The organism is Actinomadura hibisca NBRC 15177 (assembly GCF_001552635.1).
Taxonomy (GTDB): domain Bacteria; phylum Actinomycetota; class Actinomycetes; order Streptosporangiales; family Streptosporangiaceae; genus Spirillospora; species Spirillospora hibisca.
In genome coordinates, this window is record NZ_BCRO01000040.1 from 60500 (window position 1) to 82027 (window position 21528).

The 21528-nt window shown below is 67.3% G+C and carries 20 protein-coding genes; 6 read left to right on the forward strand and 14 right to left on the reverse strand.

Features of this window, described 5'->3' with window-relative positions; all coding sequences use genetic code 11:
- Positions 1–61 precede the first annotated feature (61 nt).
- The gene (locus tag AH6_RS19570) at positions 62–886 is read left to right on the forward strand and encodes an SAM-dependent methyltransferase (RefSeq protein ID WP_067481849.1); all 825 of its coding nucleotides are present in this window, start codon (positions 62–64) and stop codon (positions 884–886) included.
- A gap of 16 nt (positions 887–902) precedes the next feature.
- Here the strand turns inward: AH6_RS19570 and AH6_RS19575 are convergent, their stop codons facing one another.
- From AH6_RS19575 to AH6_RS19585, 3 genes are all read right to left on the reverse strand, one after another.
- Positions 903–1376: an IS5 family transposase gene (locus tag AH6_RS19575; protein ID WP_083983194.1), complete on the reverse strand. Its 474-nt coding sequence runs from the start codon at positions 1374–1376 to the stop codon at positions 903–905.
- Positions 1276–1689: a hypothetical protein gene (locus AH6_RS43875; RefSeq protein WP_067481851.1), complete on the reverse strand. Its 414-nt coding sequence runs from the start codon at positions 1687–1689 to the stop codon at positions 1276–1278. Before AH6_RS43875 ends, AH6_RS19575 begins: the two co-directional genes overlap by 101 nt.
- A gap of 217 nt (positions 1690–1906) precedes the next feature.
- Positions 1907–2302, reverse strand: coding sequence for a hypothetical protein (locus AH6_RS19585; RefSeq protein WP_067481853.1), 396 nt, complete (start codon positions 2300–2302; stop codon positions 1907–1909).
- 27 nt (positions 2303–2329) lie between these two features.
- Here AH6_RS19585 and AH6_RS19590 point away from each other — a divergent pair, with 27 nt between their 5' ends.
- Positions 2330–2812: a flavin reductase family protein gene (locus tag AH6_RS19590; RefSeq protein ID WP_067481855.1), complete on the forward strand. Its 483-nt coding sequence runs from the start codon at positions 2330–2332 to the stop codon at positions 2810–2812.
- Positions 2813–2883: 71 nt separating this feature from the next.
- Here AH6_RS19590 and AH6_RS19595 read toward each other — a convergent pair whose 3' ends face one another.
- Positions 2884–3321: a winged helix-turn-helix transcriptional regulator gene (locus AH6_RS19595; RefSeq protein ID WP_245679382.1), complete on the reverse strand. Its 438-nt coding sequence runs from the start codon at positions 3319–3321 to the stop codon at positions 2884–2886.
- Positions 3322–3476: 155 nt separating this feature from the next.
- On the opposite strand from AH6_RS19595, the gene AH6_RS19600 reads away from it, so the two are divergent.
- Together AH6_RS19600 and AH6_RS19605 are read left to right on the forward strand one after the other, a co-directional pair.
- Entirely contained in the window at positions 3477–4964 is a 1488-nt protein-coding gene (locus AH6_RS19600) for an MFS transporter (RefSeq protein ID WP_067481857.1), read from the forward strand.
- A 17-nt stretch (positions 4965–4981) separates the two neighbouring features.
- Positions 4982–5374, forward strand: coding sequence for a pyridoxamine 5'-phosphate oxidase family protein (locus tag AH6_RS19605; RefSeq protein WP_067481859.1), 393 nt, complete (start codon positions 4982–4984; stop codon positions 5372–5374).
- Positions 5375–5921: 547 nt separating this feature from the next.
- On the opposite strand, the gene AH6_RS19610 is transcribed toward AH6_RS19605, so the two are convergent.
- Complete coding sequence (locus AH6_RS19610; RefSeq protein WP_157431580.1) at positions 5922–6590, reverse strand: hypothetical protein; 669 nt, start codon at positions 6588–6590, stop codon at positions 5922–5924.
- A gap of 931 nt (positions 6591–7521) precedes the next feature.
- Between AH6_RS19610 and AH6_RS19620 the strand changes: the two genes are divergently transcribed.
- Both AH6_RS19620 and AH6_RS19625 read left to right on the forward strand, forming a co-directional pair.
- Positions 7522–8706, forward strand: coding sequence for a DUF5753 domain-containing protein (locus AH6_RS19620; protein WP_157431581.1), 1185 nt, complete (start codon positions 7522–7524; stop codon positions 8704–8706).
- A 282-nt stretch (positions 8707–8988) separates the two neighbouring features.
- Positions 8989–9825 (forward strand): SAM-dependent methyltransferase, encoded by an 837-nt coding sequence (locus AH6_RS19625; RefSeq protein ID WP_083983196.1) that lies wholly within the window; start codon positions 8989–8991, stop codon positions 9823–9825.
- 180 nt (positions 9826–10005) lie between these two features.
- Here AH6_RS19625 and AH6_RS19630 read toward each other — a convergent pair whose 3' ends face one another.
- From AH6_RS19630 to AH6_RS19670, 9 genes are all read right to left on the reverse strand, one after another.
- Positions 10006–10392, reverse strand: coding sequence for a hypothetical protein (locus tag AH6_RS19630; RefSeq protein WP_157431582.1), 387 nt, complete (start codon positions 10390–10392; stop codon positions 10006–10008).
- Positions 10393–10397: 5 nt separating this feature from the next.
- Positions 10398–10922 (reverse strand): hypothetical protein, encoded by a 525-nt coding sequence (locus AH6_RS19635; protein WP_157431583.1) that lies wholly within the window; start codon positions 10920–10922, stop codon positions 10398–10400.
- Positions 10923–11114: 192 nt separating this feature from the next.
- Positions 11115–11849: a GP88 family protein gene (locus AH6_RS19640; protein WP_067481875.1), complete on the reverse strand. Its 735-nt coding sequence runs from the start codon at positions 11847–11849 to the stop codon at positions 11115–11117.
- A gap of 84 nt (positions 11850–11933) precedes the next feature.
- Positions 11934–12719: a DUF2637 domain-containing protein gene (locus AH6_RS44730; protein ID WP_067481877.1), complete on the reverse strand. Its 786-nt coding sequence runs from the start codon at positions 12717–12719 to the stop codon at positions 11934–11936.
- A gap of 70 nt (positions 12720–12789) precedes the next feature.
- Positions 12790–13608 (reverse strand): bifunctional DNA primase/polymerase, encoded by an 819-nt coding sequence (locus tag AH6_RS19650; RefSeq protein ID WP_067481879.1) that lies wholly within the window; start codon positions 13606–13608, stop codon positions 12790–12792.
- 84 nt (positions 13609–13692) lie between these two features.
- Positions 13693–14289, reverse strand: a complete 597-nt coding sequence (locus tag AH6_RS19655; protein ID WP_174555108.1) for a hypothetical protein — start codon at positions 14287–14289, stop codon at positions 13693–13695.
- Between the two features lie 793 nt (positions 14290–15082).
- Positions 15083–16513 carry a phospholipase D-like domain-containing protein gene (locus tag AH6_RS19660; protein WP_067481881.1) on the reverse strand — a complete coding sequence of 477 codons (1431 nt, stop codon included), beginning with the start codon at positions 16511–16513 and terminating at the stop codon, positions 15083–15085.
- Entirely contained in the window at positions 16506–19895 is a 3390-nt protein-coding gene (locus tag AH6_RS19665; protein WP_067481883.1) for an AAA domain-containing protein, read from the reverse strand. The genes AH6_RS19660 and AH6_RS19665 overlap by 8 nt, the downstream gene beginning before the upstream one ends.
- A 363-nt stretch (positions 19896–20258) precedes the next feature.
- A complete protein-coding gene (locus AH6_RS19670) occupies positions 20259–21434 on the reverse strand; it encodes a site-specific integrase (RefSeq protein WP_157431584.1) in 1176 nt (391 codons plus the stop codon).
- Positions 21435–21528: the final 94 nt, after the last annotated feature.

Here is a 21528-nt window from a genome sequence, read left to right on the forward strand (position 1 = left end):
CCGTCACCGACCTGTGGAACAACCTCCGAACCGCAGCTAACCCGCCTAGGGATAACGACGCATGGACTCCCGAGAAGACCTTGAATTCCTGAGAAAGACTCAGAAAGACCTGCTGGGCGGGATCGACACCTGGGTCCCAGACTCCGCGCGCGTCTGGAACTACTGGCTGGGCGGCAAAGACAACTTCACCGTCGACCGAGAGGCGGCCGAGGAGTATGCCCGCCTGTTTCCTGGAATCTTCAAATTGGTCCATGGCCAGCGGGCCTTCGGAGCCCGCGCGGTCCGCTACCTGGTCGCCAAAGGCGTCCGGCAGTTCCTGGTCCTCGGCAGCGGACTACCCGCCGACGAGAACCCCCACCAGGTCGCCCAACTGCTGGCGCCCCAGTGCCGTGTGGTCTGCGTCGACAACGATGCGATGGCGGTGACCCACGGGGAGGCGCTGCTGGTCAGCACCCCTGAGGGCGCCATCCATCAGATCGACGCCGACCTGCGCGACCCCGGCCGCATCCTGGCCGAAACCGCGCAGATCCTAGACCTCGGCCAGCCAGTCGCGATCCTGATGATCGCCGTCTTGGGACACATTACCGACAACGACCAGGCCCGCCAGATCGTGCGCCACCTGATGGACGCGCTGCCTACGGGCAGCTACCTGGCCCTCAGCGACGCCACCGACATCCACCCCGACCTGGTCCAGGCCCAGCAGGGCTACAACGCCAGCGGCGCGGCCCCCTACCGGCTGCGCACCCCCGAGCAGATCGAGCAGTTCTTCGACGGGCTGGAGCAGATCGAGCCGGGCCTGGTCTCCCCGGCGCTGTGGCTGCCCGACCTTGGGCACCAAGCGCCCTCGGCCGTGGGAGCGCTCGCGGGAGCCGCCGTGAAGCGCTAGGTTGTGTCGTCAAAGTTCATAGCCACATCAGTAGGGCGGTCAGGGTGACGGCGGTGTGGTAGGACTGGGCGGTCTTGTCATACCGGGTGGCGATGCCGCGCCAGTGTTTGAGGTGGTTGAAGCAGCGTTCCACCACGTTGCGGCGTTTGTAGATCTCAGGGTCGAAGGCCGGTGGGCGTCCGCCGCGCGAGCCGCGGCGAGTCCGGCCGGCGGCTTGGTCGGCGCATTCGGGGATGGTCGCGCCGATCCCGCGCCGCCGCAGGTAGGCGCGGATGGCCCGGCTGCTGTAGCCCTTGTCGGCCACCAGGTGATCGGGCCGGGTCCGGGGCCTGCCCCCGCCCGGGCGCGGCATGGCGATCTGCTCCAGCACCGCCGCCAGCATCGTGCAGTCACCTGCGTTGCCGCCGGTCATCACCAGCCCCAGCGGCCGCCCGCGACCGTCGACCGCCAAGTGGAGTTTGCTGGTCAGCCCGCCCCAGGACTGCCCCAGCCCCTGGTGGCAGCGCCCCCTTTTTGAGCGCCTGCGGCGCTCTGGCGGGCCCGCACCACGGTGGAGTCCAGGCGGGCAGGTGCTGGCTGCGGTCCTGGAGCTGGCCCTTGGGCGACAGCGTGACCTGGTTCAGCGTGCCGACCGGCCGGTAGTTGAGCTGGCGGCTGGACTCCGGCCGCCACCGCGGGTGCTCCTGGTCAACGCGTTTTCCCAAGTCGCCGATCAGTTCACCGGAGGTCGCTCCCCCGGCCAGCACCAGCCAGCCGTCGTCCAGCAGCACCGACTTGACCGCCTCCACCAGCTCCGGCGTCATCGTGCTGCGACCCAGGCACGCGGGTGATGAACTCCTTGACCGGTCCGTCGTCCAAGCGGCTGAGGATCTGCTCGCGCACGTACAGGGCCTTGTCCAGCGCCCAGTTGCCCAGCCGGCGGGCGCTGCCGCTGCCGAAGCGCCCGTCACGCCACCACCCCAGCATCTGCGTGCGGAACTGGAAGGCCAGCGGCTCGACCAGTGCGAAGATCCGCGAGGTTCACGGCGCCACCAGCTTCTGCCACTGCTCGGCCCGCCGGTCCAGCAACCGCAGGTGGTGACCACCGAACAGACCGGTCAGTTGCCCGGCCAGCGGCGCCAGGACCGAGCTGGACAGCCCGCTCAGGCGCGCGACGTTCCAGGGCGAATCCAGCACGCCCCACCGGTTCCGGTCAGCCTGCGCCGACAGCCAAGAACCGTGGGACATCTGCTCCAACGGGCTGCGGAACGCCGCCGAGACCTGCGGGGTAGCGACCGCACCGCCTGCCAGCCGGGAGAACCCGGTCACTGAGGCAGCGGACCAGGCAGACAGCGCGCCGCTGAACAGCGGCGCGCCGCTCGGCCTGCGGCTGGCCAGGACGCGACCGGCCTCGGAGCGGCTGATCACCGAGATCATGTTCGCGCCCAGGACGAGAGCTGTGCCCTGCGCACCGTCTGCGGTAGTTTCCCCACCGGGGTCACCGTCATCACCAGCGGCGGCGAGCGGACCGATGCCGCCACCACGGTCAACTCCTTCACGTCCGTCTCGCTGGAACCGCCGCTGGTGCTGTTCTGCCTGCACCGGGGGTCCCGGCTGCGCGGTCCCCTGGAAGAATCCGGGAGCTTCGTCGTCGACTTCCTGACGCACCGCCAGGAGCAGGTGGCGTGGCGGTTCGCGGGCCGGGAGTCGGCACACCTGTCCGAGGTGCCGCACCACCGGACCCCGAACGGGCTGCCGGTGCTCACCGAGGCGCTGGTGTTCCTGGAGTGCCGGGTCGCCGACGAGTACGACGGCGGCGACCACACGATCGTGCTCGGCGAGGTCATCGGCCTCGGCACGTCGGCCGAGGAGGTCGACCCGCTGGTCTTCTACCGGGGCGGGATGCGCGTACTCGGCGCGGCCGGCCCGGAACCGGTCGACGTCTGAGCGGCCGGCGGGACGTCCCGCGTCTCCCGGTGTCCGGCCGGGCCACGGCGACCGCCGTGACCCGGCGGGTCTCAGCGGGCCGCCGCGACGGCGGGCTGGTCCGCCTCGTCGAACTCCTGCCTGGCCCGGTCGACCTTCGCCAGGTTCTCCGCCGACCACTCGGCGAGGTGGGCGAAGACCGGCGCCAGGCTGCGGCCCAGCTCGCTGATCTCGTACTCGACGCGGGGCGGTACCTCCGGGTAGTACGTGCGCATCACCAGGCCGTCGCGTTCCATCTGCCGCAGCCGCTGGGTAAGCACCTTCGGCGTGATGGTGGCGATGTTGCGCTGGAGTTCGACGAAACGCTGGCGGCCGAACTGATTCAGCGTCCACAGGATCGGCGTGGTCCACCGGCTGAAGACGATGTCGAGCACCGGGGAGACCGGGCAGGCCAGCTCCGACCCGGCCTGCGCGTCCGGCTTGCCCCGGCCCGCCACCCGGACGTCCTGCATAGCGGTGATCTCGTTCATCCGTCCCTCCCGGGGAAGTCACTTTCCTCTAGGTACCTACTTTACTCATGATGCTAGCTTCCCGGAATGAGGACGGCGGTCGCCGTTTCCCCGCCTCGCACCATGTCTTCCCCGCCCGACCGGAACTCCTCTCCGTGAACCTCATCAGGAGCGACATGTCTGCCCAAGAGTCCCTGCGCCTCACCGACCACAGCCAGGGCTCGGGGCCGCCCAGACGACCCGGCCTCATCCTGGCCTTCCTCTGCCTGGCCGGCTTCATGACCTTCCTCGACGTCTCGATCGTCAACGTGGCACTGCCGACGATCGAGAAGGAACTGGGCATCTCCCAGACCTCGCTGCAGTACATCGTCACCACCTACGGCATGCTGCTCGGCGGCTTCCTGCTGCTGACCGGCCGGCTGGCGGACACGTTCGGCCGCCGCCGGATGCTCCAGACGGGCTTGGTCCTCTTCGCTCTCGCCTCGCTGGCCGCGGGCTTCGGCCAGAGCGCCACCACGCTGATCATCGCCCGCGGCGCCCAGGGTCTCGGCGCCGCGTTCATCGCGACCGCCGCGCTCTCCCTGCTCGCCAACAACTTCGAGGAGGGGGCCGAGCGCAACAAGGCCCTCGGCGCCTGGGGCGCGCTCAGCGGCATCGCCGCCGTCGCCGGTGTGACCCTCGGCGGTCTGCTCACCGACGGTCCGGGCTGGCGCTGGGTCTTCTTCATCAACGTGCCGATCGGCCTGATCTGTGCCCTGCTCGCCCCGAAGGTCGTCGCCGAGAGCCGCGCCGCCGAGCGAAGCTCCTCGTTCGACGTGGCCGGCGCCGTGACGCTGACCGCCGGTCTCGTGCTGCTCATCTTCAGCCTCGGCCAGACCGTCAGCGACTCCGACGTGCCGACGGGCCGCGTCTACGGCGGCTTCGCCCTCTCGGCCCTGCTGCTGATCGCCTTCGTGCTCATCGAGCGGCGCGCGGCCGCCCCGCTGATCCCGCTGGGCGTGTTCAAGCGCAAGCCGCTGCGCGCGGCCAACGTGGTCGCGATCCTGCTCCTCGGCACCTGCGTGACGCTGTTCTTCTTCGCCAGCCTGTTCATGCAGCAGGTCCTCGGCTGGTCGGCACTGCGCACCGGCCTGGCCTACGTGCCGCTCGCCATGATCGTCGCCGTCGGCGCGGGCGTCGCCTCGCAGCTGATGACCAAGGTCGCCGCCAAACCGGTGCTGGTGACCGGTCTGACGCTCACTGCTGTCGGCATGTTCCTGCTGTGGCGGGCCCCGTCCGACTCCTCGTACCTGGTCGATCTGCTGCCCGCCTTCCTGCTCTCCGGCCTCGGACTCGGCCTCTCGTTCGTGCCGGTGCAGGTGTCGGCGTTCACCGGCACCCAGGAGGACGAGTCGGGTCTGTCGGCCGGCCTGATCAACACCGCGCAGGAGGTCGGCGGCGCGCTCGGCCTCGCGGTGGCGGCGACCTACGCCTTCCGCCGGGTGGCGGAGCTGACCGAGTGGGCCGACGGAGTGCCCTCCCGCGTGACCCACGCGCGCACCGAGGTGTTCCACGACGCGTTCCTCGCGGGCGCCTGCTTCGCGGTGGCCGGCCTGCTGTTCACGCTGATCCTGCTGCCCTTCACCAAGGCGGAGCAGCCGGAAACCGCTCCCACCCACGCCTGAGGAACGGACCGACCCGCATGACGACCCAGCGGCTGTCCCCGGCGGCGGACGCCTTCCTCGCCGAGAATCACCTGTGCACCCTCACCACGCTCCGCCCCGACGGCTCCCCCCATGTGACGCCCGTGCGCTTCACCTGGGACGGCGAGGCGGGTCTGGCCCGGGTGATGACCGCGGCGACCCGGCGCAAGGCGAAGAACCTGCTCGCCGCGCCGGGCGGCCGGGTCACGCTCTGCCAGACGGCCGGCCCGAACTGGATCTCGCTGGAGGGCCACGCCACGGTCGTCAGCGACCCGGCCCGGGTCCGGGAGGGGGCGCGCCACTACGCCAAGCGGTACTGGAGCCCCCCGCCCCAGCCTCCGGGCCTGGTGGTGATCGAGATCGAGGTGGACCGGGTCATGGGCCTGATCTGACCCCCGTACGGCCGTCGGCCGGGACCCCGCGCACCGGGCTCCCGGCCGACGGCCGTACGGGCGGGACGCTGGCCGGCCCCGCCGATTTCCCGGCACACTGCCCCCGCGGTCCCTCTGACACAGCGGGAAGACATCTGACGAAACTTGTCAGAGTCCTGTAATTGAGGTCGTTCAGCTTCACCGGCTCCCCGGAATACACTCCAGTCCATCCACCTCGCCAGGCTCATCCTCGCGCACCTGCAGAGGTTCCTGAAAGAGGGGCGCAGGGCCGGTGACCCGCCGCGTGCGCGCAAACCTGGAGTCCGCGCTGCGTGAGCGCGGAAAAGAAGGTTCGTTATAGGGGACGGTCGAGTACGCCAGAAACATACCGCCGTGCGGTCCTGGCCGGACAGAATCTCAGCTTTGTCCGGCCAGGGCCGCAGCATTTGCGCAGCGCCAGGCTTCTACGACGCGGACGGCTTGTCCGGAGCGACAGAGGCGTTCTTCGTCGGCGCGTACTCTTTCACCGGCGCGTCCTTCGCCCGGGAGGCGAGCGTTGCCTGGCGGGTCAGGGGTGGGTGGGGTAGTGGGGTGGAAGCCACAGGTAACCGGTGGCGGTGGTCTCCTTGTGGGTGATGTGCAGCGGGCGGTAGGCGTTGGGGTCCAGGCCGGTGGCGGCGTCCTGGTGGACCTGTTCTGACAGCAGCACTCCCAGGTCGGCCGAGCCGGGAGCGGCGGCCAGTTCGGCTTTGAAGGCTGGGGCGTCCAGGAGCCGGTAGAGGTGGATCAGGGCTTGGCCCAGGACGCCTTGGTCGTCGCGTTCGATGTCGCCGATGTGGATGGCCATGCGGACTTGCAGGCGGCATAGAGGGCTGGCCAGGCGGTTGGACTGGCGCATCAGCACGGCCAGGTGGTTGATGAGGGGGTCGGTGACGGTGACGGCCCGCACGGTCGGGGGCAGCACCATCAGGCGTCCGTCGCCGCGGTCTTCGCTGTGGATGGTGCACAAGAGCGGCAGGCCGCTCATCGCGAAGGCGCACGTGAGGTGGTCCAGGTGTCGTCGGCGCAGCAGGCGCTGGATGTCGGCGCCGCGGCGCTGGTCACCGAAGCCGCGGATGTCGGTGGCGATGATGAGGGAGTACATGGTGGAGGGCAGCTCGCGAAGTAGAGGAGAAGATGGCAGGGCAGGAGCGCAGGCGCTGGCGAGGGTGGGCGCGGGGGGCAGCGAGGTGGTCATGAGCGGCTCCTGGTGGTCGGTGCGGCGGGCACGGCCGGGTTCGCCGCCAGCGCGGTCCCTGCGGTGGGCGCTGCGGATGCCGAGGGCGCGGGACGCGGGTCGAGCGGCTGCTGGTCGGCCCAGCGGTCGATGAGCGTGGTGGTGGTGCAGCATCGGATCCGCGCCCGCCACAAGGTGCGCAGGAGCGCGGTGGTCTTGGGGGCGACGGCCGCCCGAACGGGACCTGGGCGGCTGGCCCGGCCATGCCACGCGCTGGCGGGCGCCGGCGAGTTGACCGATCCGGCGGCCAGGCCAGCGAACGGCTCCGTCTTGCGGAGGGCGCTGGTGTTCGGTTGGGCCCGGTCAGCGGGCCCCGGCTCCAACGCGGCGACCTGCGGCAGGGAAGAGCGCTTGGCAGGCGCCGGCCTGCACCGGTGAGTGGATCGAGGAGTGGGCATCTGGCTTCCTTTCCGATTTCACTGACCTGGCCACCCGCGGTGGACTGCCACTTCCTGAGCCGACCCGGGTGCGCCCTGACCGTTCGAGGACGTTCGAGCGTGCGACGGAGCGGCGTTCACCGGGAATGCCAGTTCAGCCAGGGTTCATAAGAAAGACCCGCCATCCGGTGATCGTCTGGTTGCAGACCGTCTCCGAATGCGGTGCAACCACTGTGGGGGCTGGACTGCGGCGCGGCAATGACCTGGCCCAAGCCCGGACGTCCGGCCGCCGCTACGTCCGGGTAGCTCTACGTCCGGGTAACCCATGGCTCCGCAACCCGAAGGGCCGCTGGAGTGCTCGCCTTCACGGACGTTCCACAAAAGACGTTTTCGAGTGCTCCTAAAACGACTTGGGAAATTTGCGTCGTGTGACCAAGCTTGACGCGGATCTGATGGCACGATGGTCGCTGCCTGCGGGGAGGCATCGATGTCGCTTCGCTTTGAATGGACGCCCGATGACAGACGACGATCTTGGCACTATCAACGCCGCTATCATTACGCCCTTGCGGCACAATCGCGGCATTGCGGACAAAGCGTCGTTGCGTGAAATCACTCGGCGCTCTGAGAAGCTCCACGCCGCCGGCCGGCTCGTTGACGACTTCGTGGTGGAGGAACTTCCCAAGTCCACCGTCGGCGATCTGTTGAAGCTGCCGCGCCGGCGTGTTCCGCGCTGGGGGCAGGTGGCGTCGCTGTGGGCGGTGCTGGTCGACATCGCCGAGACCGCGGGGCGGCCCGTCGACCAGATGGTCTCCCTGGAAGTCCTCCGTGACTACCATCAGCGCCTGGAGCAGGAGATGCCCGCGCCCGACGTCCAGATCCCTCCCCTGCCCGCCGCCCCGCCACCTCCCGCGTCCGGTGCGCCTGGCGGCGCCCACGGCGGTTCCAGGACCGCCGATGTCGGCGAACAGGAGACCGAGCCAGAGCCTGAGGTGGCAGCCGCACCGGCGGCCGGGCCGGTGGCGGGGGGCCAGCACACCGGTGCCTCGCGGGCGGCGGCGCTGGAGCAGTTGATCCGCACGGCCAAGCACACCACGCAGGATGTGTGGTGGAGCGCGTTCGCCGACGTGGTCAGTGACTGGTTCCGGCCCTACCTGTCGCTGGAGCCCGTCTCGGCGCAGATCAACACCTATGCCCCCTACCGGCTGCCGGGGCTGCTGCAGACCGCCGACTACGCCCACCACGCCCTCGCAGTCGACCGGCCCGACCTTGAACCCGGCGAGCGCAAGCGCCTGGTGGACCTGCGGACGCTGCGCCAGCAGGTCATGTTGCACCGCGACCAGCCGCCGGGCCTGTGGGCCGTCATCAGCATCCGTGCACTCCTGGCCGAAGACCTGCCGCGCGCGGTGGTGCGGGAGCAGATCAAACACCTGATCGCCATGGCCGCCCACCCCCACGTGAATCTGCGGATCATCGACGACCAGGCCGCCGACCGCATCCACTCCGGGGCGGTGACCCTCCTGCGGTTCGCCGACCCCGGCTACGCCGACGCCGCCTATGTGGAGCACCCGGGATGGGGACACTGCCACCACGACCCCGAGGTCGTGGCGGGACTGTCCGCCCAGTTCTCCCGGCTGGCCCGCCAGGCGCACAAGAGCGCCGAAAGCATCCGCGTGCTGCTGGACATTCTTGACCAGTTGTAGCCAACACGGCCGCAGCCCGTGCACCGGCAGGCATTTCCTGGTGTCATGGCGGGAACAGTGAGATTCACACACGCCTTCACGCACGTGCCCGCCCACACGCGCACCCAGTCCCTGACACCTACCCCCTGAGCGGCACCCGCCTTCCTCTTTTCCCGATCAAATCGGCCTGCCATGCCGAAGTGATCGGGAAACAGCACCCCCATAGCGAAAAAGAGGGAGTTCGTGAGTTGCCGACGCGTCCCGGCGAGCCCGATGCGTGACATCGGGACACGCGGAGGCACGATGAGCGAGCAGCAGCGGAACTCCTGGACGGCGGCCACCGAGGAGCTCGGGGAGCTGAACGTCGACGACGGCGGCATCGACACCACCGTCCCGCACTCGGCCCGCATCTGGAACTACTGGCTGGGCGGCAAGGACAACTTCCCCGTCGACCAACGGGCCGGAGACGAATACGCCCAGACCTTCCCCGGCATCTTCGAGTTGGCCCGCTCCTCCCGCGCCTTCATCGGCCGCGCCGTCACTCACCTGGCCGCCGACCACCACATCGCCCAGTTCCTGGACATCGGCACCGGCCTGCCCACCGAGAACAACACCCACCAGGTCGCCCAGCGGGCCAACCCCCGCGCCCACATCGTCTACGTCGACAACGACCCGCTGGTCCTCACCCACGCCGAAGCGCTGCTGACCAGCAACCTCGAAGGATCCACCCAATACATCGAGGCCGACCTGCGCCGACCCGACCTCATCCTGGAGCGCGCCAGGAACCTGCTGGACTTCGACCAGCCGATCGCGGTGATGCTGATGGGCATCCTCGGCCACATCGCCACCCACGACCAGGCCCGCACCATCATCGGCGACCTCATGCAAGGCGTCCCGGCTGGCAGCTTCCTGGCCTTGTACGACGGCACTGCCACCAACCCCGACCTGCTCTCGGCCCAGGAAGGCTACGACGACACCGGAGCGGTCCCCTACAAGCTGCGCCACCCCGACCAGATCACCGCGTTCTTCGACGGCCTGGAAGTACTGCCTCCCGGCATCGTCCCCATCCACCAATGGCGTCCCACCACCGCCGACCCGGTGCCCGTCGACGCCCACGGCGGCATTGGCCGCAAACCCTGATCTTCGGCAGGCGCGACCATTCTGCTGGAAGCGCGGCGGTAGCCGCTGGGCTACAGCCGCGCCACGCATCCGGATCAAAACGGTGCGGCCTTCTGCCCCTCGTCACTCGTTACCAGTCGCGGCATAACCACCCATAGGCTGAGCAGCGGAGTTGGGCGCGCAGGTCGCTGGCTGCTGTTCTTAGCACCATCCCAACATCGAGTAGCGAGGGCGTGGGATCTTGGCGGTGTCGTAACCGCGTTTGGTGAGCTCGGCATAGCCGATTCGGTTGTCGAATTCGTTCACGACAATCTCGGACATGACGTATCGGTGGATCAACTGGTCGTCTGAGAGGGCCTCCAACTCGGTATGGCGCTTGTCATGGGAGACGACCTGGCGCTCGTACATGTTCGGGTGAGGGTTCTGGCAGAGCCATGCGCATCTGCCGCAGCGCCACTTGTCCATGCCGAGACGGTGTTCGGCGGCTTTGACCTCTTCGGGATCCGGTACGCGCATGGCCTCGCGCCAGCGGCGTTCGACGTCGGCGCAGTACTGTGCCCATCTGACTTCATGGTCGGCGTCACTCACGATAGTCACCAATCTTGAGCGTTGAGAGGGCCGCGGAGAAAAGATTGCCATTCGCGTTCGAGCGCGGCGAACATGGCGTCATCGGTTCTTCCTGCGTCCTCCCACTCCCAGATGATGTTCTGGACTGTTTGGGCGGTCATCGCGTAGTTGGTGCAGGGGGTTCCAATGAGGCGGCACTGTGCCACGTTGGCCATTCGCGCGTTCCCGGCCGATGGCTGGTGGGTGCTGCCGTGGCGAGTTCTCGTTGAGAGTGTGACGGCACCGTATGGCCCCGTGAGGCCGAATTCGTGGTGAATGTGCTTGATGCGCGTCAGGCCGTCGATGTGGGTCGATGTCTCCCAGATGGGCGGGTGAGGATCGACGCAGCGGATCCGCTTCGCCGGCATCAACATTCCTCCTCCATGGGCGAAGGAGACGATGACGCGGGGGCCGGCGTCTTCGATGCTGATGCTCTCAAACTGTGCTTGGCTTCCATCTCTGAGAAGGAGAGGTGTCCCTGATTCGAGGGTGTTGATATCGGAAAGGCGCATAGTGGTGGCTCCTTGGCTGGGTGTCGCCGACTCTGAAAGGTCGGCTGGGATGCCGTCCGGCGTGTGGGCGGACGCGGCCGACTTGGGCCGGACCGCAAGGTGGAGCGCCCGCAGCGCGAGGAACGAGCGCGCGGACGAACGACCTAGCGGGCAAGGCCCGTGGCCGCGAGAATCGCCCATGCCGGGCGGTAGCTATTGTTGGCGGGAGGGCCGGCGGGCCGACAGTTCCGCTTGGAGGCTCCCGAAGCTGCGGAGGCCAAGCTTTCTACGCAGGTGAGGGTGATTGTTGATCGTCATGCCGACCGGTGTAGGCCCGAGAACGGCCAGCAGGTCGGACTCGGTCTGCGGGTGGTAGCCTGCCGCGAGGATGTCGGCCTCGGTGGGAAAGACGTCCGCTACGCGGTCCCTTCGGAAGTTGATGAGCTCATCTTCGCGGCCCCCGAGGGAAAGGACCCATCCGGAGTTCTCCGGAGGGTCGGGTTCGATCAATCTCCGGTACCGGTCAACCTCTTTGGTGTAGGCGTAGAAGTAGACATGTGGATTGGCGCGGATAATTCTGAGCCACAAGGTCGTGTAGGAATCGGAGAAGAAATCGCCGGCGTCGTGCAGGCGTACCTTCTTTCCTTCCATGACCGGCCGGGCCAGTTCCGCCATCATCGCGTTTTCCCAGCCCGAAGGATCCTCCAGAACGTAGAGGAGATTCCTCAGGTGGGCGGTTTTCGCAGCGGGGAACATATAGCTCCCCGTTCGGGCGTAGCAAAGGCTCGCGCACCCGTGGGCCGCAGGGCACGTGCGGAAGAGGGAGCCGTCGGGAAGGCGAGCAGAGAGGGCCGGGATAGTCCAGCTGTAGATGCCGTCGCGACGAAGGTTGCGGTTACCGCTGGTCAGGAGCTTTTTGGGGCGCGGAGAAGGGGCTGCAGGGTTCATCGTGGTGTTCCTGGGTCAGGAAGGCCCGTGGCCCCGCCACCGAAAAGACGGTGCGGGGCCACGGGCGAACGGAGGGGTGAGGGATCAAGCGGCGGGGGTGAGTTCCTTGCCTTCCTCGGTGGGGTGGTGGGGCTCGGGCGGGAACTCGATGCGGGCGGTGAGGGCTTGGTGGATGCGGGCGGCTTTGCTGTGCCCGATGTGGAGCTCGCGCTTCAGTCGGCGGATCGAGGGCTCGGCTCCCTCGGCCAGGTCCCCGGCGTAGCGCAGGGCGGCGCCGACGATCTCAGGGACGAGATCGGGGACGAGATCGGGGAGCTCCTGGCCGTCCTGGTCGGAGAGGGGAGCGGGATCGGCCGAGGGCGCGGACGCGGCGGAACGGTCCTGGGTGTCCGGGGTGGTGCGGGTGTCGTGCAGTAGGCGCATGAGGAGTTCGAAGGAGCCGACGGCCACGAGGGCGGGCCACCCGGCGACGATGGCGCCGATGGGGCCGTAGGCCAGACCGCTGTGGACGTTGGCGGACACGGTGGCGATGATCCCGACGATCAGCAGTGCCCAGGCGTGCCACGGGGGCCGGCGGTTCTTGCGGATGCGGTTGAGGATCACCAGGGAGCAGGTCGCGACCAGGCCGTCGACGGTGAGGGGGAAGGTCTGGGCGTCGATGCCGGTCTGGCCGTAGGCGAGGGCGAACCGGTGGGCGTGCTTGTAGGAGATGACCGCGGCGATGCTGATCGAGGCCACGAAGGACAGGGCAGCCGCGGTGAGGATCAGGTGATCGGCGGTGATCCGGCGCGAGACCGGGCGGTCAGAGGTTGAGGGAGCGTGCTCCTGTTCTGCAGGGGTGGGCTGGTCGGTGGTGGAACCGTCGTGCACGGCTGGTTCTCCAAACAAGATCAGCAGAGAGCGGCTTCGATAGCGCCTCAGACAGGTGTGCTGGTCGAGGTCAGCTGGCAGAGGCCGTCGTGGATGCGCGAGCGGCCGGGGTGACGCGGCGTCGGGCGCTGGCGATGGTGCGTCGCGCTTCGGTCTCGGGGAGGCCGGCGTGGACGGCGGCGTCGAGGAGCGCGGTGAGTTCGGTGTTGCCCTCGGCGACGGCGCGGCAGGTAGCCCAGAACAAGATGCTGTTCCGGTTGCCCTCCGGGGTGCGGGCGACGGCCCGGGTAAGGGCGGTGATACCGCCTCTCGAAGCAGGACGTTTGATGAGCTGCGGAGGCGACGCAGGGACGAGGACCTGCCGGATCGCAGCCCAATCGAGGGGAGCGGAAGGGGCTTGGTCGGTGAGGTCGATCCATTGATACGGGCGGCCGTTGATGGCCGACGGCGGCGCGAGGACGTAGCCGCCTGCGGCTTTGAAGTCCAGGTGATGAGCGGGCAGGGCGCTGGAGGGTTGCGAGGTGCCGGGGAAGTAGAGGTGGAGCCCTCCACTGGGGGTCTGCGCGGCTGCCCGAGGCGGGGGGATGAGGCCGGCGCGCTTGAGCCGGTTGAGGGCGGCCCATCCGGATCCGGTGGGGCGGACGTCGATGTCGAGGACGTCGCCGGTGGGCTCGCCGGTGGGCCAGGCCAGATTGGCGGTCGGCCAGCGCCCCCACCAGCTCCGGATGACGTCCGGGTCGGTGGTGGCGTCATGGAAGCCGTGGACAGCGCCTACCACGTGATCGGAATGGTCCAGGTGTTCGGCGAGCGGTGCCTTCCCGTTCGGTCGGCAGGGGAAAACGGGCCAGCCGATCGCGGCGTACTGGAGCGCGAGATCGAGGATCTGCATGAAAGCGGTGTCTTTCTCCTCAGTGAGGCGCGAGTGCAGAAGGCCCAGCCGCTCGCTGGTGGTGGCGAGGGGCCGGGTTGAAGTTCAGGCGGCTTCGCGTTGACGGAGCTGCGCTAGGGGGAGGGGCCGGGAGTAACCACCGCGTCGGTCACGGAGGATCGCGACGTCGCCGAGCTCGGCACGCAGCTCCTCTTCCTCTGCCTCGACGCGTGCGAATCCGTGCGGGTCGACGGTGAGCATGTGCCGCCACTGGCGGATGCCGGCGCGGACGCAGAAACCGCCGCAGTTGGCGTGGGGCAGGGAGTAGGGCGGGTAGTACAGTGCGGGCGGGCGCAGGCCGAGGCTGATCGCCCAGTCGAGCATCTCTTCCTTGGTCAGATGGGGCTTGTCGCACATCGGGTACTGCACGCGCCAGGGTGTCCAGCCCCGGGTGATGGAGGCGGTGCGGTGCTCTTCGGCATGGTCGATCCCGACGTACAGGACCGCGTTGGCCGGATCACCGATCGCGTTCTCCAACCAGCGGCGCGCAGGGATTTGCTTGAGCAGTCGTGAGCACGGGGCGATGCGGTTGTTGCCCAGAAAACGGACGTCGCGGAACAGTTCGAAGGGAGTCCGGCCGTCGCATACCCGGTGTACTGGCAGGCCGAGTTGCTCGGCGGCCTGATGGGAGAACCTGTACACGTCGGGATGCTCAACGAGCGTGTCGGCGAGTCCTGTGCAAGTTCATGATTACTGAGGGGCTGACGGCGGGAACTTGCGCCTTGTGCCGGATGGCAAGGGGTGCGGTCAAGAGAGTTGAGGTGAACTGGTTGTTGCTCCATCCATGATGGTTTCCGGGCGAGCCCGGCGCAGTCTGTCGGAGCGCGGCCGACGGCATCGGCACGTCAAGGTGGAGCGCCCGGACCGAGCGCAGCGAGGGAGGACGAACGACCTTGCGGGTCAGACGGCGGACGCGAAGCTCCGGCGCGCCGGGTGACGCCTGGATGTCCGATCGGCGCGCCAGCACCAGCGACCGTTCTTTCTGCCGCAGCCCGTCGGGCCATCTGGCCGTCGAGCCCGTCAGCGTGGAGCAGATGGTTCCACTTGCGGATGGAGAACACCTCGCGCCGTAGGCTCACAAGGCCGCCGTCGACAACCAGGTCCCGTCCTTCTTGAACCGCATGGCCGCGGACAAGCCGACTACTGTTGCAGGGGTATTACACCGTGCGTAACTCCTCGCCCAAGAGGTGAGGATGGGGCGAAGTTATGGTCTCGGCTGTGGGGCATACGCCGCTCGAAATTCCGCTTGTGCCAATGAAGGTAAACCTATAACTCGTTGCGAGTCGTGTCCCCAAGAGTCCGCCTCGCTCTCATGGCCGAGTTGGCCGTTGAGGGCGTCCCGGTCAAGCAGGTATGTCTCGCCTCGAGTGTCCCGGTCGGTGGTTCTCCGCACGTTTCTTGGCCCCATCACGGCGGCCTCCGGATGCTGAGACTCTCAGCGCTTGATCGCCGCGTCGGCTCGAGTGATCAGCTCTGCATAATGGCTGTACTGCTCGTCGACGTGCGCCTTGTCGCGTACGAGCGTGCCTTCCTCCGGTCGGTAGGTGTGTGTGGGCTGGTCACGGAACGACAGCCAGTCGAAGCCGCTGTTGACCCAGGTGTCATCGAAGATCAGAACATTAGTGCCCGGCTCCGGCATGTGGGCCACTGTGAGCCGAGGGTATCGGCGGGCAAGCGTGCGCAGCCGACCGAGAGCAGTGTTATCGCTGTGCGTGAGATCGTGGCCGAGGCCATAGCCGATATGGGCGGTCAGGCCCGACTGGCGCAGCATGGTCTCCAGTTTGGCCAGGAAGTCGCCGGTGACCACCGCGTCTCGCACAAACGGTGCGGCCAGTAGGAATCTAGTGCGGGCCGTATCAAGCGCAGTCATCAGCAGCTCCCGGTGCTCGAACAGCGGGACGGAGCGCACGGTCAGGGCGTCCAGTTCGGCCCGTGCGGTGACGCTTTCGTGCTCCTTGGTGCCCGGCGAGACCGTGACTGGTGTGCCGTCATCGGCTGGTGGCGGGGTGTCGGCCCGGCGTTGCAGGTCGCGGACCACATCGTAGGGTGTGCGCTGGTGACGCAGCGGTGCTGGCAGGTCCGGTTCGCCGACGGCGGGCGCTATCTGGATCCTGGTCCGTTCTAGCCCGCCTACCTGGTGCAGCGCGCTGTCGTGGGACTCACTGAGCGTGTCGTCGACGACGAGATTGAAGCGCTGGTCGTCGGCTGTGTCCGAAATGAAGACCAGCAGCACGGCGGGCAGGTACAGCCGCGGCTGGCGGGTGATCGCCTCGACGCTGAGTACTTCGAGTTCCGGGTGGCCGTTGTCCTGCTGGGCTTGGTGCAGCAACAAGTTAAGCCGCCGCGGGGTTACGTCGCTGGTGGCCACCTCCGCAGTGCGAGCGGACGGCAGAACCAGCATGCCCAGCCCTTCGGCGTCGGCTCGAGCAACTAGATCGGACCGGCTGTGTGGGATCGGTTTCCACAGCAGCCGGTCGAACGCCGTCTGGTACTCGGTGCGTTGCGGGGTGACCGTGGACAGTTCCTCGACCGCACGCTGGCCGCCATAGGTCAGCAGAACCTTGCGTCCCCCCAAACTGTCTGGTCGGTATTCGATGGTTTCGGCCGACAACTGGTGCACGACGGCGTCTGAGACGGTCGGTGTATCGATGCCGAGCACGGCCGCCATGTTGCTGATTTTGTGGATGCCGTGGTCGGCCAGTCGCAGCACGAACTCGTCCACCAGAGGAAGCTCTTTGCGCTGCTGCGCTAGTACGTCGAGAGTGAGTAGAGACACCGGCACGGCCGCTTCGCCGGCGTAGGCAAGCCGGTAGCCGGGGTGCTGGTCGCTGTAGCGGCGCGCCGCGATGACGGTGGCGTCAGCCATTGCTCGCGTCTCCGATCCTGCAGGTGGCGTCGTGGCGCCGAATGTGGGTCAGCACCTTGCTCAGCGGGCCGGGCATAGATTCGCAGAACGGGGCATCGCCGACGATGACCAGGCCGTACCGCGACCGGGACAGGGCTACGTTGATGCGCCGCCAGTGCAGCGGTCCGAGGAACCCTAGTTTGCGCTGTTTGTTGCTGCGGACCACGGAGTAGAACGTGATGTCGGCTTCGCGTCCCTGCACGGCGTCGACCGTATTGACCTCGATCTCCAGATTTTCTGATCGCGGGCCGGCGACGGCGTGGTGTAGCCGTTCCCTCTGCTTGCCGTAGGCGGTCAGCACCAGCACCCGCAACGGTCTGCCGGATGGTGGTGTGATCGCGCCTTTCTCCACTGCTGCGCGCAGGGTGGTAATCGCGCGGCGGATGATGCGTACTTCGCAGTGGTTGACCACGCTGGTGCCGTCGGCTTGTTCGCGCCGATCTGCCATTGTGCCGGTGTCCAGCCAGGTGACCGGCTTGTACAGCGCGTCCCAACCGGGTAGAGCGTTGGTAGGCATCGACAATAGCTGACCGCCGTAGAAGCAAGCAGACACGAGATCACCGATGCCGGGCACCATTCGGTACTGGTGGGTCAGCCGGTGTCTGGCGGCAGCGGGCGCGTGGTCCAGCAACCGTTGGAACAGGCTCTGTTCGACATCGGCACGTTCGAGGCCATGCCGCTTCATCAGTTCAGGATGGTCGAGGACCTCTTCCTGCATCGGCGGAAGCTGGTGGGAGTCGCCGACTAGCACCCACCGCTTGGACCTCGACAACGGAACCAAGGTTTCGGTCGCGGTCGCCTTCGACGCTTCGTCCAGGATGCACAAGTCAAACTGGAGATCCCGGACGGCGGGGTGCGACAGGAACCCCAGGCAGGTGCCAGCGACCACCCGCGACGCGCGTAGCACCACGCCCTCCAGTTCGCGGCCCGATTCGATCCGCTGGAACCACTCTGCCTGCAGGGTCAGAAGGTCGACGAGTTTGCGTAGCTGTTCATCGTCGCCAACGACGGCGTCGAACGCGTCGTAGGCGATTTGCAGGGTCAGTTCCTGCGGCAGGTCCAGATCTCCATCCAGGACCAGGTTGGCCCGCTCGCGCAGATCGTCGATTCGGTCGCCGAGCGCTTGGATACGCTCGTTGAGCGAGGCGGTCTGCGCTTCGGTGTCCTGCTCTCCCAAATCGGGCAGCCGCCCGTTCGTGTTGCCGGACCTTGTGTCGAGGCCGTCGAGCCGGGCTTGGGCATTGCCAAGTTCGCGTAGCGCCTCGATCAGCTCCAGGATCGCCGCAGCACCTTCCACATGCCCGAGATCCACGCCGAGCGCGGTGGCGCGTCGTTTCAGTTCAGTTCCGGCCCGTTGCCGGACCTCACGGATCATCCCAGGCATCTTTTGATCGAGTAGATGCTTACGGGCCTCAGCGGCGATCCGCGGGTCGTCGTCCTTGCCGAGCCTGATCAGACGTTCCACGCCAGCTTCGGCGAGCCTTACCAGCGCGTTGTCGACTGCGACGTGGGCCTGGCTGACTAGCAGGATCCGTGCGTCAGGCTTGCGGGCCAACTCCTGCTGCACCAGTTCGGTGATAAAGCTCGTCTTGCCGGTGCCCGGTGGCCCCTCGAGCAGGAAGAAATCGCCGCTGCCCATCGCCGCCGAGACCGCGGTCTTCTTGTCGTCGTCCAGCGCACTGCCCGACCACTTGTCGATCACTCGGGAGCTTGGGACAGCGATCCGTGTGGGGTCGAGCAGTAGCGTGCGTAGCTGGGGGCGGACCGAGATTCCTGCGCGGACGTTGACGACGGCTTCGCGCTGCCGACGCAACGCCGACGCAGTCGGTGCGATGTGCCGCGCGAGTTCACCGGCATGCGGCAGGCTCTTGATCTTTCTCGGGTAGGCGAGCGTGATGGTCGTATCTTCCTGCTCGATCACGACGCCGGGACCGCCGACGGGCCGACCCGCCGGTCCGCGGCAGACCCGTTCCTGCCCCAGAAGGTCGGAGTCGCTGACCTCGCGGAGGTAGAACTTGACACGACGGCCATCAATGTCGATTGACTTGTACGCCAATGGTGTCTCCCGCTCGAGTTCCAGATCCTCCTTCGCTTCGAGCAGGTCGATCCACTTGTCGAACATCATGTTCTCGGCCCGGCGGTGCTTCTCGTCGTCCAACCGGATGTAATGGTCGTCGACGCCGGCGAGGACTAGTTCCTTGGCCGCCATGGCCGCTGCGGGCGGCTGGGAACGCGTCGTCCATACGATCTGATCGCTGACCGGCCAGCCTCGCCGACGCAGCCCCTCAAGGACCGACTCGGCGTCGTCATTGACCTTGGTCAGGATAAGCTCGGGCCGGTCGGGCTGCACGGCGAGCCGCAACCGGCGCTCCCGACCGATCAGCTCCAATGTGTCGATCGACACGTTCCCGGCGCCATCGGTGTACCTCAGCAGATGGGCGCCCTGGGCCAGTTCGCTCGCAAGGGCCTGTTCGACCGCGTCGGAGTCACGATTCAGCGGCGGAGCGACCAGCCTCCGGGCGGCGTCCTCGCTGACTCGCAGTTGCAGTCGGTGGGTGTACGTCGAGAAACGGCGTTGACGGCTGGACTGAATCTCCCGTAGCCGACTGCGCAACACCACTGCGTTCTGCGGCCGCGTCAGCGGGTCCGGGCTGGTGCACTGGGCGAGCAGTTCATGTACCTGTGGCGGCACATCGATGTCGGCCAAGGCTGCCGGGATGTCGGGGTAGTCGTCGAACGGGCCGCTGGTCAGGCAACGTAATGCGGTCGCGGCGAAGCCCCATACGTCCCGGCTCGCGCTAGCCATGCCCTGCCGGTCCGGCGGCGCGTACGGACGCGAGAAGTGCTCGACGAGTGTGAGCCCCGCGACCATCTGACTACGGATCTTGCTGATGCCGAAATCGGCCAGCTTGGGGGTGCCGTCCTCAGCAATCAGGATGTTCGCGGGCTTGACATCGCGGTGAACGACGTCTCGCTGATGCGCGTGTGCCAGCGCCTCGACCAGCGGAAGCCCCCATTGCTCGGCGAAGTCGTCCCAACCCAGATCACCGTCCTCAGGCAGAACGCCGGGCAGGTTCTTGTCGAACCAGGGCATGACCAGATAGAACGCATCCTCGTGCTCGTCTTCGCCGAAGGCGCGCAATGAAACGATGTTGGGGTGATCCAGCAGATAGAGGGCCTCGACGTCGCGGCGAAAATACTCTTTCTGGATCTCGTCGGCCTCATGCCGAGAAATGAGTTTTAGGGCGACCTGGGCTCCATCCACGGCGTCGAACGCCTTGAGGATTTTGCCCTGACCGCCGATGCGCTCGGGCTCGGTTCCGACGACATACCGGTCTGCCACCAGACGCAACGTTGAGCTCCCTCACCGTGTTTTGGCGCAGCGTAGCCTACCGAAACTTGGGCTGAGCTGAATAACTGTTCGAAGATTAGGCATGTTACTCACTGTCAGTCCGACCGGCATACACTTGCTCGCTGGCATCAGGTCCTGGCTGACCGAAGCTCACCCCAAGTACTGAATGGTGACAGCCAGTCGACAGCTCTCCTTGGCTCCCGCGACGGCTCCGGACGGCAGGCGCACTCTCATTCCGCTGACCGCGTGTCATCGGTTTGGACTGCGCTCGTGGTCCCATGTCCTGCGGGCGGCGAGGCAGTCGGTGCTCGTGGCCGTCAGGCTACCCCTCGTGAGAATCTTCGCCTGGGTTGCTTAGTAGGTGTCGGGCCGCGTCGGTGTACCGGATAGCTGCGGTTTCACTGATGCCGAAGACTGCGCTGAGATGGAGTGGGTCGGGTCCGTATGTGAGGCTTCTTCGAGCTGTCGGTCCATGCGGATCTGGTTGATCGTGATGCCGAGTCCGCGGAGCTGCTTGTTGAACCACCATTCGGTCATCGGCTTCTGGTCGTGGCCGCTCTGCTCGCTGAGGAACAGGTGTGGGTTGAGTGTATGAGGCCAGCGGTCGCGACGGTGGGTCAAGTGCTCGGCGATCAGGTGGGCGGTCAGTTCGTCCAGGAGACGGGTGTGTCCGTTGATGGTGATCTTCCGGTTGGCCAGGTCGACGTCGTCCAGGAGCAGGTGCCGCAACGTTGTGGGGCGGGCGGCGTGGATTGCAGTCAGGGCGAGGACCAAGCGGGCGGCCGGCGTCGTAGCGCGACGGGCGGCCTCTGCCAGGAGCTGGTCGGGGAGCGGGACGGGCAGGGAGGGGTTGCTGGGTCCGCCGCTGAGGCGGACAGTGGGGTCGCGGAAGATCCGGTGTGTGCGCTTGCAGAACCGGAACAGCGATCTCAGGGCGACGGCCGTGCGACGCCGGTGGGATCCGGTCATGCCAGAGAGCGCAGTGTGGGCGTCGTCGGAGGTGATCTCGCGCAGCGTGGTGCGGGTGGCCGACCAGGTGAGAAGGACAGGGTGGGCCGCCATCACGTAGGTGCGGACGGTGCCTTCCTTGCGTGGTTGGCGACGGGGGCTGCCGTGCCGGAGTTCATGGGTCCACGCGCGTACGTCATCGGCGATGCCGGATGCCAGTTGGCGGACTCGGCGTTCGAGCCAGTCACCCAAGGTGTCGGCGCGGTCATCGTGGAGCAGGCCGAGCTCGTGCAGGACCTCGGCGGTGCGTGAGACGTTGTGCCCGAGCTTGTCGACCTGAACGACACCGGAGAACAGGACGATGTCCCCGGGAGCCTGCCCAGACAGCAGGACCTTCAGCGCACGGACGATCTCTTTGCGGAGGTAGCGCGACCAGCCACGGGTTTGGCAGATCTCCTCAAGGACAGCCAGAGCGTGGATGAGGGTCGGGTTGTCGAGGTTGGTGTGCCGAGCGCGGTCGAAGCGGGTGAAATCAGGACGGGCGGAGAACAGCGGAAGCTGCCCGGGGACCTGCCAGGTCACGGGAGGAGCTGATGCGGGCGGGCCCTGAGCCCGTTCGCCGCGGAGGTCGACACCAAGCAGGAGATGCAACTGCCAATGGTCCAGCCGAAGGCCG